Annotated in this window: 12 protein-coding genes; 11 read left to right on the top strand and 1 reads right to left on the bottom strand. The window is 74.3% G+C overall.

Features of this window, described 5'->3' with window-relative positions; translation table 11 throughout:
• The first annotated feature begins 41 nt into the window (after positions 1 to 41).
• From ACIRBX_RS26955 to ACIRBX_RS26945, 3 genes are all read left to right on the top strand, one after another.
• Positions 42 to 2483, top strand: a complete 2442-nt coding sequence (locus ACIRBX_RS26955) for a SpoIIE family protein phosphatase (RefSeq protein ID WP_402300292.1) — start codon at positions 42 to 44, stop codon at positions 2481 to 2483.
• 384 nt (positions 2484 to 2867) lie between these two features.
• Positions 2868 to 5093, top strand: coding sequence for an MMPL family transporter (locus tag ACIRBX_RS26950; protein WP_402300289.1), 2226 nt, complete (start codon positions 2868 to 2870; stop codon positions 5091 to 5093).
• Positions 5094 to 5165: 72 nt separating this feature from the next.
• Complete coding sequence (locus tag ACIRBX_RS26945; RefSeq protein WP_402300288.1) at positions 5166 to 5507, top strand: DUF5713 family protein; 342 nt, start codon at positions 5166 to 5168, stop codon at positions 5505 to 5507.
• Positions 5508 to 5524: 17 nt separating this feature from the next.
• Here ACIRBX_RS26945 and ACIRBX_RS26940 read toward each other — a convergent pair whose 3' ends face one another.
• Positions 5525 to 6559 (bottom strand): sugar ABC transporter substrate-binding protein, encoded by a 1035-nt coding sequence (locus tag ACIRBX_RS26940; protein ID WP_402300285.1) that lies wholly within the window; start codon positions 6557 to 6559, stop codon positions 5525 to 5527.
• Positions 6560 to 6624: 65 nt separating this feature from the next.
• On the opposite strand from ACIRBX_RS26940, the gene ACIRBX_RS26935 reads away from it, so the two are divergent.
• The 8 genes from ACIRBX_RS26935 (at position 6625) to ACIRBX_RS26900 (ending at position 14702) form a co-directional block, all read left to right on the top strand.
• Entirely contained in the window at positions 6625 to 7296 is a 672-nt protein-coding gene (locus tag ACIRBX_RS26935) for a FadR/GntR family transcriptional regulator (protein ID WP_402300284.1), read from the top strand.
• A gap of 367 nt (positions 7297 to 7663) precedes the next feature.
• A complete protein-coding gene (locus tag ACIRBX_RS26930) occupies positions 7664 to 8518 on the top strand; it encodes a fumarylacetoacetate hydrolase family protein (RefSeq protein WP_402300281.1) in 855 nt (284 codons plus the stop codon).
• 11 nt (positions 8519 to 8529) lie between these two features.
• Complete coding sequence (locus tag ACIRBX_RS26925) at positions 8530 to 9867, top strand: enolase C-terminal domain-like protein (RefSeq protein WP_402300279.1); 1338 nt, start codon at positions 8530 to 8532, stop codon at positions 9865 to 9867.
• Complete coding sequence (locus tag ACIRBX_RS26920) at positions 9864 to 10625, top strand: SDR family NAD(P)-dependent oxidoreductase (RefSeq protein ID WP_402300277.1); 762 nt, start codon at positions 9864 to 9866, stop codon at positions 10623 to 10625. The genes ACIRBX_RS26925 and ACIRBX_RS26920 overlap by 4 nt, the downstream gene beginning before the upstream one ends.
• Positions 10626 to 10642: 17 nt before the next feature.
• Positions 10643 to 11650 (top strand): aldo/keto reductase, encoded by a 1008-nt coding sequence (locus ACIRBX_RS26915; protein WP_402300371.1) that lies wholly within the window; start codon positions 10643 to 10645, stop codon positions 11648 to 11650.
• Between the two features lie 6 nt (positions 11651 to 11656).
• The gene (locus ACIRBX_RS26910) at positions 11657 to 12400 is read left to right on the top strand and encodes a (Fe-S)-binding protein (RefSeq protein ID WP_402300274.1); all 744 of its coding nucleotides are present in this window, start codon (positions 11657 to 11659) and stop codon (positions 12398 to 12400) included.
• Positions 12400 to 13857, top strand: a complete 1458-nt coding sequence (locus ACIRBX_RS26905) for a LutB/LldF family L-lactate oxidation iron-sulfur protein (protein ID WP_402300271.1) — start codon at positions 12400 to 12402, stop codon at positions 13855 to 13857. The genes ACIRBX_RS26910 and ACIRBX_RS26905 overlap by 1 nt, the downstream gene beginning before the upstream one ends.
• Before the next feature lie 104 nt (positions 13858 to 13961).
• Entirely contained in the window at positions 13962 to 14702 is a 741-nt protein-coding gene (locus ACIRBX_RS26900; RefSeq protein WP_402300268.1) for a lactate utilization protein C, read from the top strand.
• The last annotated feature ends 53 nt before the right edge of the window (positions 14703 to 14755 follow it).

The following is a 14755-nucleotide window of genomic DNA, read 5'->3' as shown; positions in this document are numbered from 1 at the left end:
CAGGACCGACCGGCTGGGGGGATCGCGAGGGGACGACCCGCATGGACACCCCCGGCACCGACCGACCGTCCCCCGGGGCGCAGCCCCCGGCCGACCTCGCCGAGGTGGCGGCCCTCGCGGCCGATCCGGCCGGCCTGGTCACCTGGTGGAGCCCGCCCGCCGAGCGCCTGTTCGGCCACCCGCCGTCCGCCGCCGTCGGCCGGCCGCTGAGCGACTTCCTCGACCTCCCCGCCGGGGCCGCCGGGCCCTGGACCGGCCCGGCCGAGGGCCGGCACCGGGACGGCCGGCCGATCCCGCTCGGCGTCCGGACCACCCCGCTGGAGGGCCCCGGCGGAGAGCAGTGCACGCTGGTCGCCGCGATCGCCCTGGCCGACGCCCCCTGGTGGACCGTCAGCCGCTCGGTGCTGGACCGCTTCCTGACCGAACTGCCCTACGGGATCGCCGTCCTGGACACCGACCTGCGCTACGTCTGGCTGAACCGGACGCTGGAGCGGATGGCCGGGGTGCCGCAGGCCGACCGGCTCGGCCGCCGGGTCACCGAGGTGCTGCCCGGCCTCCAGCCGGAGGCGATGGAGGCCCAGCTGCGGCACGCGCTGGCGACCGGCGAGCCGGTGCTCGGCTTCGAGTACCGGGGCCACACCCCCGCCGACACCGAGCGGGAGCGGGTCTACGCCACCTCCTTCTTCCGGCTGGACGACCGGGACGGCCGGGTGCTCGGCGTCTGCTACATGGGCACCGACGTGACGGAGCGTCAGCGGGCCCAGGACCGGTTGTCGCTGCTCACCGACTCCGGCGCGCGGATCGGCCGCAGCCTCGACCTCACCCGCACCGCCGAGGAGCTGACGGCCTGTGCGGTGCCGGCCCTGGCCGACTTCGTCTCGGTCGACCTCTTCCCCGAGGTGCTGCGCGGCGAGGAGCCCGTCGCCCCGGCGGGCCGGGTCGCCACCCTGGTCCGGGCCGCCCACCGCTCGGTGCGGCCGGGCACCCCGGAGGCGGCCGTCGGGGTGGGGGAGCCGTCCGGCTACCACCCGGACTCGCCGGTGGCGCGGTGCATCGCGGCCGGGACCCCGGTCTTCCAGGCGGTGGCGGACCGGGCGGGGGAGGGCTGGCCGTCCGAGGAGGTGGTGCGGCTGGACCGGGCCCGGGAGTTCGGCCTGCGGTCGGCGATGGCGGTGCCGATCCTGGCCCGGGGCACCTGCCTGGGCGTGGTGCTGCTGCTGCGCACCCGGGGCAGTGAGCGGTTCGAACCGGCGGACCTGCCGCTGGCCGAGGAGTTCGTCTCCCGGGCCGCCCTCGCGCTGGACAACGCCCGCCGCTACTCCCGCGAGCGGCTGGCCTCCGTCACCCTCCAGCGCAGTCTGCTGCCCAAGCTGGCCGACGGTGCCACCACCATGGAGCTGGCCGCCCGCTACCGGCCGGCCGCCGGGCTGGGCGGGGCGGGCGGCGACTGGTTCGACGCCATCCCGCTCTCCGGCGCGCGGGTGGCGCTGGTGGTCGGCGACGTGGTCGGCCACGGCCTGGCGGCGGCCGCCGCGATGGGCCGGCTGCGAATGGCGGTGCGCACCCTGGCCGGTGCCGACCTGCCGCCGGAGGAGCTGCTGGCCCACCTGGACGACCTGGTGCTACGGCTGATCGAGGAGGAGGCGCTGGACCGCTCGGTGGCCGAGGACTCCTCGGACGCCGCCGCCGCCGTGCTCGGCGCGGGCTGCCTCTACCTGGTCTACGACCCGGTGGACCGCAGCTGCGTGATGGCCCGGGCCGGCCACCCGGGCCCGGCCCTGGTGAGCCCGGACGGCACGGTCGACTTCGTCGAGCTGCCCGGCGGCCCGCCGCTCGGCCTCGGCTCGCTGCCCTTCGAGTCGTACCGCACGGTGCTCCCCGAAGGCTCGCTGATCGCGCTCTGCACGGACGGCCTGCTGGCCGGCCCGGACCGCGATCCGGAGGCCGGGCAGCGGGTGCTCGGCAAGCTGCTGGCCGCCCGCCCCGACGGTCCGTTGGAGGAGCTGTGCGACGGGGTGATGGCCGCCCTGCCGGCCGGTCCGTCGGCCGACGACGCGGCCCTGCTGCTGGCCCGCACCCACGAGCTGGGCCCCGACCGGGTGGCCGAGTGGGAGCTGCCGGCCGACCCGGCGGCGGTCTCCGAGGCCCGGAAGCTGGCGTCCCGGACGCTGGGTCAGTGGGGCCTGGAGGAGCTGGAGTTCACCACCGAACTCGTCGTCAGCGAGCTGGTCACCAACGCCATCCGGTACGGCGCCGAGCCGATCCGACTGCGGCTGATCCACGACTCGGTGCTGATCTGTGAGGTGTCCGACGGCATCAGCACCGTCCCGCGCCTGCGGCACGCCCGGATCACCGACGAGGGCGGGCGCGGTCTGTTCATGATCGCCCAGATGACCCGCCGCTGGGGCACCCGGTACACCGACCTCGGCAAGGTGATCTGGGCCGAACAGGTGCCGGGCGCACTGCCGGACTGGGGTCTGTAGCGGCCGACCCGCCAGTGAGGGGCCCTGCCCGGTGTCCGGGTCGGCGAGCCTGAGGGCGGGTCGAGCGGCGGGTGCCTGCGGGAGGGGCCGGAGGTGGCCGCCGTCCCGAGCCGGCCGGGCGTCCGGTGCTGAGCGGGCGGACTCTCCGGCAGGTCGGCCCCGCCGCTCGGTGCACCCGTGGCTCCGGGTACCCGGGTGCACCGAGCGGCGGACCCGTACGGGTTCGAGGCCGGTCGGCCCGGGCGAGGGCCCCGGCTCCCGTCGTGCGGGCGGTGGTGTGCTGACGTACGGTCACGACAGGCCAGTGTCCGGTCACCCAGGGTGGGATGGCCGGCGGTCGTGCGGCCGGCCGGGTGGCCGGCCCCGGTCCCCGGGAGCAGCGGAATGTCCTCGTCGCGGCAGCAGACCGGCACGGCCGGTGCCCGTCCCCGGCAGGGGTGGCTCCAGCGGACCGGGCGGTGGTGCGCCCGCCACTTCGTGGTGGTGATCGTGCTCTGGCTGCTCGCCCTGGCGGGGGCCCAGATCGCCAACCGGGCGGTCGGCGGCGCCTACTCGGACGACTTCTCCCTGCCCGGCACCCAGGCCCAGCAGGGCCGCGACGTCCTCCAGGCGCACGAACCGGCGGCCGGCGGCACGGCCGGCCAGGTGGTGCTGCACGACGGTCAGCCGCTGACGGCCTTCCAGGCCCAGGTGAGCCAGGCCGTCACGGCGCTCGGCGGGCTGCCGCACGTGATCGCGGTGCAGAGCCCGCTGCCCGCGCCGGGCCAGCCCGCCCCGCCCTCGCTCTCGGCGGACGGCACCACCGGCTACCTGACGGTCCGTTTCGACACCAACCCCACCACGCTCGGGGACGACTACCTGGACGGGGTGGACGGTGCGGTCGCGCCGCTGCGGGCGGCCGGGGTGCAGGTGGAGTACGGCGGCCCGCTCGGCGAGCTGGCCCGGCCCGGGGCGGACGACCGGAGCAGCGAACTGGTCGGCTTCGCGGTCGCGGTGGTGGTGCTGCTGGTCGGCTTCGGCAGCGTGATCGCCGCCGGGCTGCCGCTGGTGACGGCGCTGATCGCGGCGGTGGCCGGGCTCGGCCTGCTCGGGCTGCTGGCCTCGCTGACCACCTTCGCCACCGTGGCGCCGACCCTGGCCACCATGATCGGGCTCGGCGTGGGCATCGACTACGCGCTCTTCCTGCTGACCCGTCAGCGGCAGGACCTGATGGACGGGATGGACCCGGAGGCCGCGGCCGGCCACGCGGTGGCGACCAGCGGGCGGGCGGTGCTGATCTCCGGCTGCACGGTGGTGATCGCGCTGGCCGGCCTCTCGGTCTCGGGCGTCAGCTTCATCTCCAAGCTCGGCGTGGCGGCGGCGGTCACGGTGGTGTCGGCGGTGCTCGGGGCGCTGACCCTGATGCCCGCGATGATGGGCCTGATCGGCCGCCGGATGGACCGCCTGACGGTCCGCCGGCCGGTGGCGGAGGTCGAGCCGGGCACCGAGGGCACCGGCATGTGGCACTCCTACGCGGGCGAGGTGGGCCGCCGCCCTTGGTGGTTCCTGGTCGGCGGCCTGCTGCTCACCGGGCTGCTGGCGGTGCCGCTGTTCTCCATCCAGCTCGGCCACATCGACGACGGGGCGGACCGCACGAGTTTCACCGACCGGCGGGCCTTCGACCTGATGTCGGCGGCCTTCGGGCCCGGCTCGAACGGGCCGCTGACCGTGGTGGTGGACCAGAGCGCGGTGGCCGCCGACGGCCGGGCCGCCCTGCAGAGCAGCCTCCAGAAGGCGCTGACGGGCGTTCAGGGCGCGGCGGGCACCGGCCCGTTGCAGACCAGCGGCGACGGCCAGGTGCTGTTCGCCACCGTCACCCCGCAGGACCGCCCGCAGGCCCGGTCCACCACCGAGCTGGTGGACCGGCTCTCCGACACCGTGCTGCCCGGCGCGGTGGCCGGCACCGGCGCGAAGACCTACGTCACCGGGAACACCGCGGCCCAGGTGGACTTCCTGGACATCGTCTCGTCCCGGCTGGTGCCGATCATCGCGGTGGTCGTCGGGCTGGCCTTCCTGATCATCCTGGCGGTGTTCCGCGCCCCGCTGGTGGCGCTGAAGGCGGCGGTGCTCAACCTGGTGTCGATCGGGGCCTCGTACGGCGTGCTGGTCGCGGTCTTCCAGTGGGGCTGGGGCGGGGAGGCGCTGGGGGTGGCGGGCACGGTGCCGATCGAGAGCTACGTGCCGATGATGATGTTCGCCATCGTCTTCGGGCTGAGCATGGACTACGAGATCTTCCTGCTCTCCCGGGTGCACGAGGCCTGGCTGCGCGGCGACGGCGCCCGGGGCGCGGTGGCGCACGCGCTGGAGATCACCGCCCGGGTGATCACCTGCGCCGCGCTGATCATGGTGAGCGTCTTCGCCGCCTTCGTGATCAGCGACAACATCGTGATCAAGATGATGGGCGTCGGCCTCGCGGTGAGCGTGCTGATCGACGCCACCGTGGTCCGCCTGCTCCTGGTGCCCGCCGTGATGACCCTGCTCGGCCGCGCGGTCTGGTGGACCCCGGCCTGGCTGGACCGGCTGCTCCCGCACATCGACACCGAGGGCGAGTCCGTCTCCCGGGAGGTCTGACCGCCCGCCCGGTCCGGTCGGTGGCACCGGGCACGATCGGCGGGTCGGATCCCCGGACGCTGAGGCGGAGTCATGCCGGTCACGAACCAGCAGGTGGCGGAGCGCGCGTTCCTGCGCGAGATGTACCAGGACGCGTACTTCCCGAGCCACCTGGCCGACAAGGGCCGGGAGATCCTGCTGCGGCTGTGCGAGCGGATCGAGGCCGACCGCCCGTCCGGCCTGCCCGCCCTGTACGCGCTCACGCACGCCTCGACCGAGGAGTTCAACCGGCTGGACGCGGAACTCCAGACGGTCGGCAGCGGGATCGAGACGGTGGCCCGCGAGTGGATCGGCGAGGAGTTCCGGTTCGTCGCCACGGCGTACGGCTTCGCGGACGCGGACCACGAGGAGCTGATCGCCACCCGCGACCGGTGACCCGGCCGACGCCCGGGTCAGCGGAGCGTCCGGTTGCCCCAGAGGGCCGGGTCGTCGGCGTTCTGACGGGTCACCAGGGTGGCCGGGAGCTGGTCCTCCAGGCCGTTGGGGATGGCGACGATGGTGGAGCCGTGGTCGGTGGGGCCGGGCTCGAATCGGCGGCCGGCCGCGGCGGCCTGGGCGTAGTACAGGGCGAAGCGCGCGTAGAGGTCGACGGGTTGGGAGACGGTGGCGTCGATCAGGCCGCTGCGGATGGCGGAGAGCTCGGGCGGGGTGCCGTCGTTGGAGACCACGGTGAGGTGGCCGGGGCGGCCGGCCGGGATCAGCTTGCCGCGGGCCTGGAGGGTGGTCAGCAGGGGCTCCAGGAAGAGGCTGCCGCCCTGGAGGTAGACGCCGTCGAGGCCGGGGTCGGTGGTGAGCAGGTCGCGGAGGGCGGTGCCGGCCTTGGCGGGGCTGCCGTCGGTGTCGATCCGGTGCACGGTGATCCTGGGGTAGGAGGTCTGCATGCAGCGGACGAACGCCTGGGAGCGCTCGTAGCTGTTGAGCGAGTCCGGGGAGTCCTGGATCAGGGCCAGGCTGCCCTTGCCGCCGAGCTTGCCGCCGAGGAACTCGCAGGCCTTGGTGCCGTACGCGCGGTTGTCCGCCCGGACCACCATGTAGACCCAGCCGGACTCGGGGCGGGTGTCCACGCTGATCACGCCGATGTCGGCCGCCGCCAGCTCGTCCAGATCGGCGGCGGTGGCCCGGGTGTCCTGCGGGGCCATCACCACCGCCCTGGCGCCGGCCTTGCGGAAGGCCCGCAGGTGGTCGATCAGCCGGTCCACGTCGCCGTCCGAGAAGGTGACCGGCAGCAGCTCGGTGCCCCCGGCGGCGTCCGAGTCGGCGAGCCGGGCACCGAAGGCGGTCCAGAAGTCGGAGTCGCTCCGAGGTATGTCCACCGCGATCCGGGGCGGACGGTCGGCTGACGACCCGTCACCGCCGCCGGTGCAGCCGGCCAGCAGGAGGGCGGTGGCCAGGGCGGAGAGCGGGAGGGGGCGGCGGAAGACGGACACGGGACCTCCTGGGGGCGGGCGGGGCATACTGGGGCAGACATCGGATCTATCGAGGGGTGTGCCGGGTGGCCGTCACGGACGAGGCAATCGGGAAGATCAAGGAGATGATCGTCTCCGGTGCGTTGCGGCCGGGGGACCGGCTGCCCAAGGAGGCCGACCTGGCGGCGGAGCTCGGGCTCTCGCGGAACTCGCTGCGCGAGGCGGTCAAGGCTCTGTCGCTGCTGAACATCCTGGACGTGCGCCAGGGCGACGGCACCTACGTCAGCAGCCTGGAGCCGGCCGCGCTGCTGGAGGCGGTCTCCTTCGTGCTGGACTTCCACCGCGACGACACCGTGCTCCAGGCCTTCCAGGTGCGCGGCATCCTGGAGCCCGCCGCGACCGGGCTGGCGGCGCAGCGGATCACCCCGGAGCAGCTGTCCGGACTGCGGGAGCTGCTGACCGGGCTGGGCGAGCACCCGAGCGTGGAGGCGCTGGTCGCCTCCGACCTGGAGTTCCACCGCCGGATCGCGGACGCCGCCGGGATCCCGCTGCTCTGCTCGCTGCTGGACACCATCTCGGCCCCCACCGTCCGGGCCCGGCTCTGGCGGGGGATCACCCAGCAGGACGCGGTGGCCCGGACGCTGGCGGAGCACACCGCGATCCTGGAGGCGCTGGAGGAGGGGGACCCGGAGACGGCGCGGGCCTGGGCCACGGTGCACGTCGCGAGCATCACCCGCTGGCTGAGCACCGCGCTCTGACGCCGTCCCCGGCCGGGGCCTGACGGGCCGTCGGACGGACGGATCGTCAGGCCGTCGGATCGGTGCCGGCCGCGGCTGGGAGCCCTCACACCCAGGGGCGGCCGGCACCGGACGGTGCGGCCCCCTCCGCCGGGTGATCGGAGGAGTCGGGTGCGGGCCGCTGCGAGCAGGCTAGGCGGGGCGGCGGGCGCTGACAAGGAGCCTTCGGGCCTTTCATCGGATCTCACGGTGATCTGCTCACCTGTTTGGGAGGATTTGCGGTTATTGGGATGTGAGCAGTGGCTCAGACATCGGATGAATGCTTGCCGTTCGGACCTGCGGATGCGTAGGGTTCGAGCTGTTGAGACATCCGATGAAAGGGGATGCCGTGAAGCTGCTGAGGATCGGACCGCCCGGAGACGAGCGCCCCGCCGTCCGCACGGAGGACGGCCGCACGCTGGACCTCGGGCCGGTCACCGCCGACATCGACGGCGCCTTCCTGGCCGGCGGCGGCATCGAACGCGTCCGGGCCGCGCTGGCGGCGGGCACCCTGCCCGAGCTGGCCGACGCGGACGGCGGCCGGATCGGCCCGCCGGTCGCCCGGCCCGGCAAGGTGGTCTGCATCGGGCTGAACTACCGCGACCACGCCGAGGAGACCGGGGCGCCGATCCCGGCCCGCCCGGTGGTCTTCATGAAGGACCCGTCCACCGTGATCGGCCCCTACGACGGGGTGCTGATCCCCCGGGGCTCGGTGAAGACGGACTGGGAGGTGGAGCTGGCCGTGGTCATCGGAGCTCCGGCCCACTACCTGGAGACGCCCGAGGACGCGGCGGCCGTGATCGCCGGCTACGCGATCAGCCACGACGTCTCCGAGCGCGAGTACCAGCTCGAGTACTCGGGGCAGTGGGACCTCGGCAAGTCCTGCCCGACCTTCAACCCGCTCGGCCCCTGGCTGGTCACCCCCGACGAGGTCGGCGACCCGCAGGGGCTCACCCTCCGGCTGTCCGTCAACGGCCGTGAGCGGCAGGCGGGTTCGACCAAGGACATGATCTTCGAGGTGGCGTACGTGGTCTGGTACCTGAGCCAGTACATGGCGCTCAACCCCGGCGACGTGATCAACACCGGCACCCCGGCCGGCGTCGCCCTCGGCCTGCCCGACACCCCCTACCTGCGCGCCGGCGACACCGTCGAGCTGACCGTCGACGGCCTCGGCAGCCAGCGCCAGACCTTCACCAACGCCTGAAAGGCCGTGAGTTGAGCACCGCCACCGCACGGATCACCTCCGTCGACACCCACGACATCCGCTTCCCCACCTCCCGCGAGCTGGACGGCTCGGACGCGATGAACCCCGACCCGGACTACTCGGCCGCCTACCTGGTCCTGCGCACCGACGATCCGGGCGGCCCCGAGGGCCACGGCTTCACCTTCACCATCGGCCGGGGCAACGACGTGCAGGTCGCCGCGCTGGACGCGCTGCGCCCCTACCTGCTCGGCCGCTCGGTCGCGGAGCTGTGCGCCGACCCGGGCGCGCTGCACCGCGAGCTGATCGGCGACAGCCAACTCCGGTGGCTGGGACCGGAGAAGGGCGTGATGCACATGGCGATCGGGGCGGTCACCAACGCCGTCTGGGACCTGGCCGCCAAGGACGCGGGCAAGCCGCTCTGGCAGCTGCTGGCGGACGCCGAGCCCGAGTGGCTCGTCTCCCAGGTCGACTTCCGCTACCTCTCCGAGGAGCTCACCCCGGACGAGGCGCTCGAACTGCTGCGCCGGGGCCGGGAGGGACGGCCCGAGCGGGAGGCCCGGCTGCGGGCCACCGGCTACCCCGGCTACACCACCTCGCCGGGCTGGCTGGGCTACTCCGACGAGAAGCTGACCCGGCTGGCCCGGGAGGCGGTGGCCGAGGGCTTCACCCAGATCAAGCTGAAGGTCGGCGCCGACCTGGCCGACGACATCCGCCGCTGCCGCGCCGCCCGCGCCGCCGTCGGGCCCGGCATCCGGATCGCCATCGACGCCAACCAGCGCTGGGACGTCCCCGAGGCGATCGAGTGGACCAAGGCACTGGCCGAGTTCGACCCGTACTGGATCGAGGAGCCCACCAGCCCCGACGACGTGCTCGGCCACGCCGCCGTCCGACGGGGCGTCAGCCCGGTCAAGGTCGCCACCGGCGAGCACGTGCAGAACCGGATCGTCTTCAAACAGCTGCTCCAGGCCGGTGCCATCGACGTGCTCCAGCTGGACGCGGCCCGGGTCGGCGGGGTGAACGAGAACCTGGCGATCCTGCTGCTGGCGGCCAAGCACGGCGTGCCGGTCTGCCCGCACGCGGGCGGGGTCGGCCTGTGCGAACTCGTCCAGCACCTCTCGATGTTCGACTACCTGGCGCTGTCCGGGACGGTCGAGGACCGGGTGATCGAGTACGTCGACCACCTGCACCAGCACTTCACCGACCCGGTGGTGATGGAGCGCGGCCACTACCGGGCCCCCACCGTGCCCGGCTTCTCGGCCGAGATGCACCCCGAGTCGATCGCCACCTACACCTTCCCCGACGGCGTCTTCTGGGCCGCCGACCTCGCCGGAGCGGAGTCCGAGGCATGACCGGCACCGACCTGGACGGCCTGAGCGCCGTCGTCACCGGCGGAGCCTCCGGCATCGGCCTGGCCACCGCCCAGCTGCTCAGCGAGCTCGGCGCCAACGTCGCGGTGCTGGACCTCGAACCGGCGAGCGTGGCCCGCCCGCTGCTCGGCCTGTGGGCCGACGTCTCCGACGACCGCTCGGTGCGGGAGGCGGTGGACGCCGCCGCCGCGGCCTTCGGCGGGCTGGACATCCTGGTGAACAACGCGGGCGTCGGCGCGGCCGGGACGGTCGAGCAGAACGACGACGAGCAGTGGCGCCGGGTGCTGGACATCAACGTGCTCGGCGTGGTCCGCACCACCCGCGCCGCCCTGCCGCACCTGCGCCGCTCCGCGCACGCCTCGGTGGTCAACACCTGCTCGATCGCCGCCACCGCCGGCCTGCCGCAGCGGGCGCTCTACTCCGCCAGCAAGGGCGCGGTGCAGTCGCTGACCCTGGCGATGGCCGCCGACCACGTCCGCGAGGGCATCCGGGTGAACTGCGTCAACCCCGGGACGGTGGACACCCCGTGGGTCGACCGGCTGCTCGGCGCAGCCCCCGACCCGGACGCGGAGCGGGCCGCGCTGAACGCCCGTCAACCCACCGGCCGGCTGGTCAGCGCCCGCGAGGTGGCCGCCGCCATCGTCTACCTGGCCGGCCCCGGGGCCGGCTCCGTCACCGGGACCGCGCTCGCCGTGGACGGCGGCATGGCCGGGCTGCGCCTGCGCCCCGAAGCGAAGTGAGCACGAGGAGCACCATGATCAGCACGAACCCCCTGGGGCGCACGGACGTCAAGGTCAGCGAGCTCTCGTTCGGCGCGGCCGGGATCGGGAACCTGTTCACCGCCATCACCGACCGGGATGCCGCCGAGACGCTGGCCGCCGCCTGGGCCGGTGGCATCCGCAGCTACGACACCGCGCCGCACTACGGCCTCGGCCTCTCCGAGCGCCGCCTCGGCGAGGCGTTGCGGCAGCACCCCCGGGCCGAGTACACCGTCTCCACCAAGGTCGGCCGGCTGCTGGAGCCGGTCGCCGACCCGGTCGGTGACGACCTGTCGGCCGGCGGCTTCGCGGTGCCCGCCACCCACCGCCGGGTCTGGGACTTCAGCGCCGACGGCGTGCGGCGCAGCCTGGAGGCCAGCCTCACCCGGCTGGGCCTGGACCGGGTCGACATCGTCTACCTGCACGACCCCGACGACCACGCCGAGCAGGCCCTCACCGAGGCCTACCCCGCGCTCGAACGGCTGCGCGCCGAAGGCGTGGTGGGCGCCATCGGGGTCGGCATGAACCAGAGCGCGCTGCCCGCCCGCTTCGTCCGCGAGACCGACCTCGACGTGGTGCTGCTGGCCGGCCGCTACACCCTGCTGGACCGGACCGGCCTGGCCGACCTGCTCCCGGAGGCTGAGCGGCGCGGCGTCTCGATCGTGGCCGGCGGGGTTTTCAACTCCGGCCTGCTGGCCAACCCCAGGCCCGGCGCCAGCTACGACTACCAGGCCGCGCCCGAGGAGGTGCTCCGCCGGGCCCTGCGGCTCCAGGAGGTCTGCGCCCGGCACGGCGTGCCGCTGCGGGCCGCTGCCGCCCGCTTCCCGCTCGGCCACCCCGCCGTCGCCTCGGTGCTGCTCGGCCTGCGTACCGCCGACCAGACCCGCGACGCACTGGCCCAGTACGGCCGGCACCTCCCGGCCGCGCTCTGGGCCGAGCTGCGCGCCGAGGGGCTGCTGCCGTTCGACGTACCGACCCCCATCGACCTGCACCCCGAGGGGAGTTGAGGTCCCGTGCGCATCGCGCTCTTCCTCACCTGCTTCAACGACACGCTCTTCCCGGGCACCGGCCGGGCCGTGGTGGAGGTCCTCGAACGCCTAGGCCACACCGTCGACTTCCCGATGGAGCAGACCTGCTGCGGCCAGATGCACTTCAACACCGGCTACCGCACCGACGCGATGCCGCTGGTGCGCCGCTTCGCCGACACCTTCGCCGGCTACGAGGCGGTGGTGACCCCGTCCGCGTCCTGCGCGGGCATGGTCCGTGACCACCATCCCGGCCTGGCGGCCCAGTTCGCACCGCCCGCGCTCCGGGCCAAGGTGGCCGACGTGGTGCCCAGGGTGCACGAGTTCACCGAGTTCCTGACCGAGGTGCTGGGCGTCGAGGACGTCGGCGCGGTCTTCCCGCACCGGGTCACCTACCACCCCACCTGCCACTCGCTGCGCGGGCTCAAGCTGGGTGACCGGCCGCTGCGGCTGCTGAGGGCGGTCAAGGGCATCGAGCTGGTCGACCTGCCCGGCTCGGACTCCTGCTGCGGCTTCGGCGGCACCTTCGCGATGAAGAACGCCGCGACCTCGACGGCGATGCTCGCCGACAAGATGCGCGGGGTGCTGGACACCGGGGCCGAGGTGCTCTGCGCCGCCGACAACTCCTGCCTGATGCACATCGGCGGCGGGCTGTCCCGGCTGAACTCCGGGGTCCGCACCCTGCACCTGGCGGAGATCCTGGCCGGTACCGGTACCGAGGGAGCGGCTTGATGAAGGACACCAACGGCCTGGTCTGGCTGGGCAGTCCGGCCTTCCCGGCGGCGGCGGCCGAGGCGCTGGCCGACACCCGGCAGCGGCGCAACCTCCGGCTGGCCACCACCACCATCCGGGAGAAGCGGCTGGAGGCGACCGGCGAGCTGGACGACTGGGAGCAGCTGCGGGAGGCCGGGGCGGCGATCAAGCGTCGGACACTGCGTCATCTCGACCACTACCTGGAGGAGTTGGAGAAGAAGGTCACGGCGTCGGGGGGCGTCGTGCACTGGGCCGCCGACGCGGCGGAGGCGAACCGGATCGTCGCCGAGCTGGTGAAGGCCACCGGGGAGCGGGAGGTGGTCAAGGTCAAGTCGATGGCCACCCAGGAGATCGGGCTGAACGAGGCGCTGGCGGCGGAGGGGATCGCCGGCTACGAGACCGATCTCGCGGAGCTGATCGTGCAGTTGGGCGAGGACCGTCCCTCGCACATCCTGGTGCCCGCGATCCACCGGGGCCGGGCCGAGATCCGCGACATCTTCGAGCAGCGGATGGCCGACTGGGGGCGGCCGGCGCCGGAGGGTCTGCGGGACGACCCGGCCGAGCTCGCCGAGGCGGCCCGGCTGCACCTGCGGGAGAAGTTCCTCCGGGCCAAGGTCGCCGTCTCCGGGGCCAACTTCGCCTGCGCGGACACCGGCACGGTGGTGGTGGTCGAGTCGGAGGGCAACGGGCGGATGTGCCTGACCCTGCCCGAGACGCTGATCACCGTGATGGGCATCGAGAAGGTCGTCCCGGCCTTCGAGGACCTGGAGGTCTACCTCCAGCTGCTGCCCCGCTCCTCCACCGGCGAGCGGATGAACCCCTACACCTCGCTCTGGACCGGGGTGACGCCCGGCGACGGCCCGCAGGAGTTCCACCTGGTGCTGCTGGACAACGGCCGCACCGCCACGCTGGCCGACGAGGTCGGCCGCCAGGCGCTCCAGTGCATCCGCTGCTCGGCCTGCCTCAACGTCTGCCCGGTCTACGAGCGGACCGGCGGCCGGGCCTACGGGTCCGTCTACCCCGGGCCGATCGGCGCGGTGCTCACCCCGCAGCTGGCCGGGGTCGAGAACGCGGCCTCGCTGCCCTTCGCCTCCACCCTCTGCGGCGCCTGCTACGAGGCCTGCCCGGTGATGATCGACATCCCCGAGGTGCTGGCCCACCTGCGGGCCGAGGTGGTCGAGGCGAAGCGCCGCACACGACGGCTCCCGACCGCCGAGGCCCTGACCATGAAGGCGGCCACCGCCGTGCTCTCCTCCCCGGCCCGGCTCGCCGCCGCTCAGAAGGCCGCCGCCCTCGGCGGCCGGGTGGTCGGCCGCAAGGGCCGGATCGGCCCGCTGCCCGGGCCCGCGAGCGGCTGGTCCGCCGCCCGCGACACCGCCGTCCCGCCCGCCGAGTCCTTCCGGGCCTGGTGGCGCAAGAACCGGGAGACCCCGTGAACAGCCGCGCGGAGGGAGACCCCGTGAGCAACCGCGCTGAGGGGGGCTCGGTGAGCAGCCGTGCCTCGGGAGGCTCCGTGAACAACCGCGCCGAGGGAGGCTCCGTGAGCAGGCGTGCCCCGAAGGCCCCCCTCAGCAGCCGCACCCCGGGGGGCGCCGGGGACAGCCGGACCCTGGTCCTGGAGCGCATCCGGGCGGCACTGGCCGACGTCCCGCCGGGCGAGACCCCCAAGGACGTCCCGGTGCCGCGCGACTACCGGCGCAGCCATGCCGACGGCGACCTGGTCGAGCTGTTCGCCGAGCGGGTGGCCGACTACCGGGCCACCGTGCTGCGCTGCACCCCGGGGGAGGCGGCCGAGACCATCCGCCGCACCCTGGCCGGGCACGGTCACACCCGGGTGGTGGTGCCGCCGGGCTTTCCGCCCGAGATCCACCCGGGGCCGGCGGCCGGGGCGGGCCAGTGGTGGTGGCCGGGCCCGGGGGCGGCCGACGAGACCGAGTCGCCGGAGGGCGAACGGCAGCCCGGTGTGGCGGAGTTGGAGTCGGCGCACGCCGTGGTCAGCACCGCCGCCGTGGCCATCGCGCTGACCGGCACCATCGTGCTGGACGCCGGCCTCGGCCAGGGCCGACGGGTGCTCACCCTGCTGCCCGACCACCACCTCTGCGTGGTGCGGGCCAGCCAGATCCTGGCCGACGTCCCGGAGGCGCTGAGCGCCCTCGACCCGACCCGCCCGCTGACCTTCGTCTCCGGCCCCTCCGCCACCAGCGACATCGAGCTGGACCGGGTGGAGGGCGTGCACGGCCCGCGCGTCCTGGAGGTGCTGATCGTGGACGACCGGGCCTGACCGCTGCCGCCCGGAGCCGGTGTCGTACCCGCGTGTTGGAGTGGGGACGACCG

It is taken from the genome of Kitasatospora sp. NPDC096147, from assembly GCF_044763225.1.
Classification (GTDB): Bacteria; Actinomycetota; Actinomycetes; order Streptomycetales; family Streptomycetaceae; genus Kitasatospora.
The sequence above is the reverse complement of the archived record's forward strand: the minus strand, read 5'-3'. Positions and strand labels throughout refer to the sequence as shown.

What these genes read in the sequence shown, in the direction of transcription:
- ACIRBX_RS26920 (WP_402300277.1), top strand. Translation starts at nt 9,864, where the DNA reads ATGACCGGCACCGACCTGGACGGCCTGAGCGCCGTCGTCACCGGCGGA.
- ACIRBX_RS26950 (WP_402300289.1), top strand. Translation starts at nt 2,868, where the DNA reads ATGTCCTCGTCGCGGCAGCAGACCGGCACGGCCGGTGCCCGTCCCCGG.
- ACIRBX_RS26905 (WP_402300271.1), top strand. Translation starts at nt 12,400, where the DNA reads ATGAAGGACACCAACGGCCTGGTCTGGCTGGGCAGTCCGGCCTTCCCG.
- ACIRBX_RS26955 (WP_402300292.1), top strand. Translation starts at nt 42, where the DNA reads ATGGACACCCCCGGCACCGACCGACCGTCCCCCGGGGCGCAGCCCCCG.
- ACIRBX_RS26945 (WP_402300288.1), top strand. Translation starts at nt 5,166, where the DNA reads ATGCCGGTCACGAACCAGCAGGTGGCGGAGCGCGCGTTCCTGCGCGAG.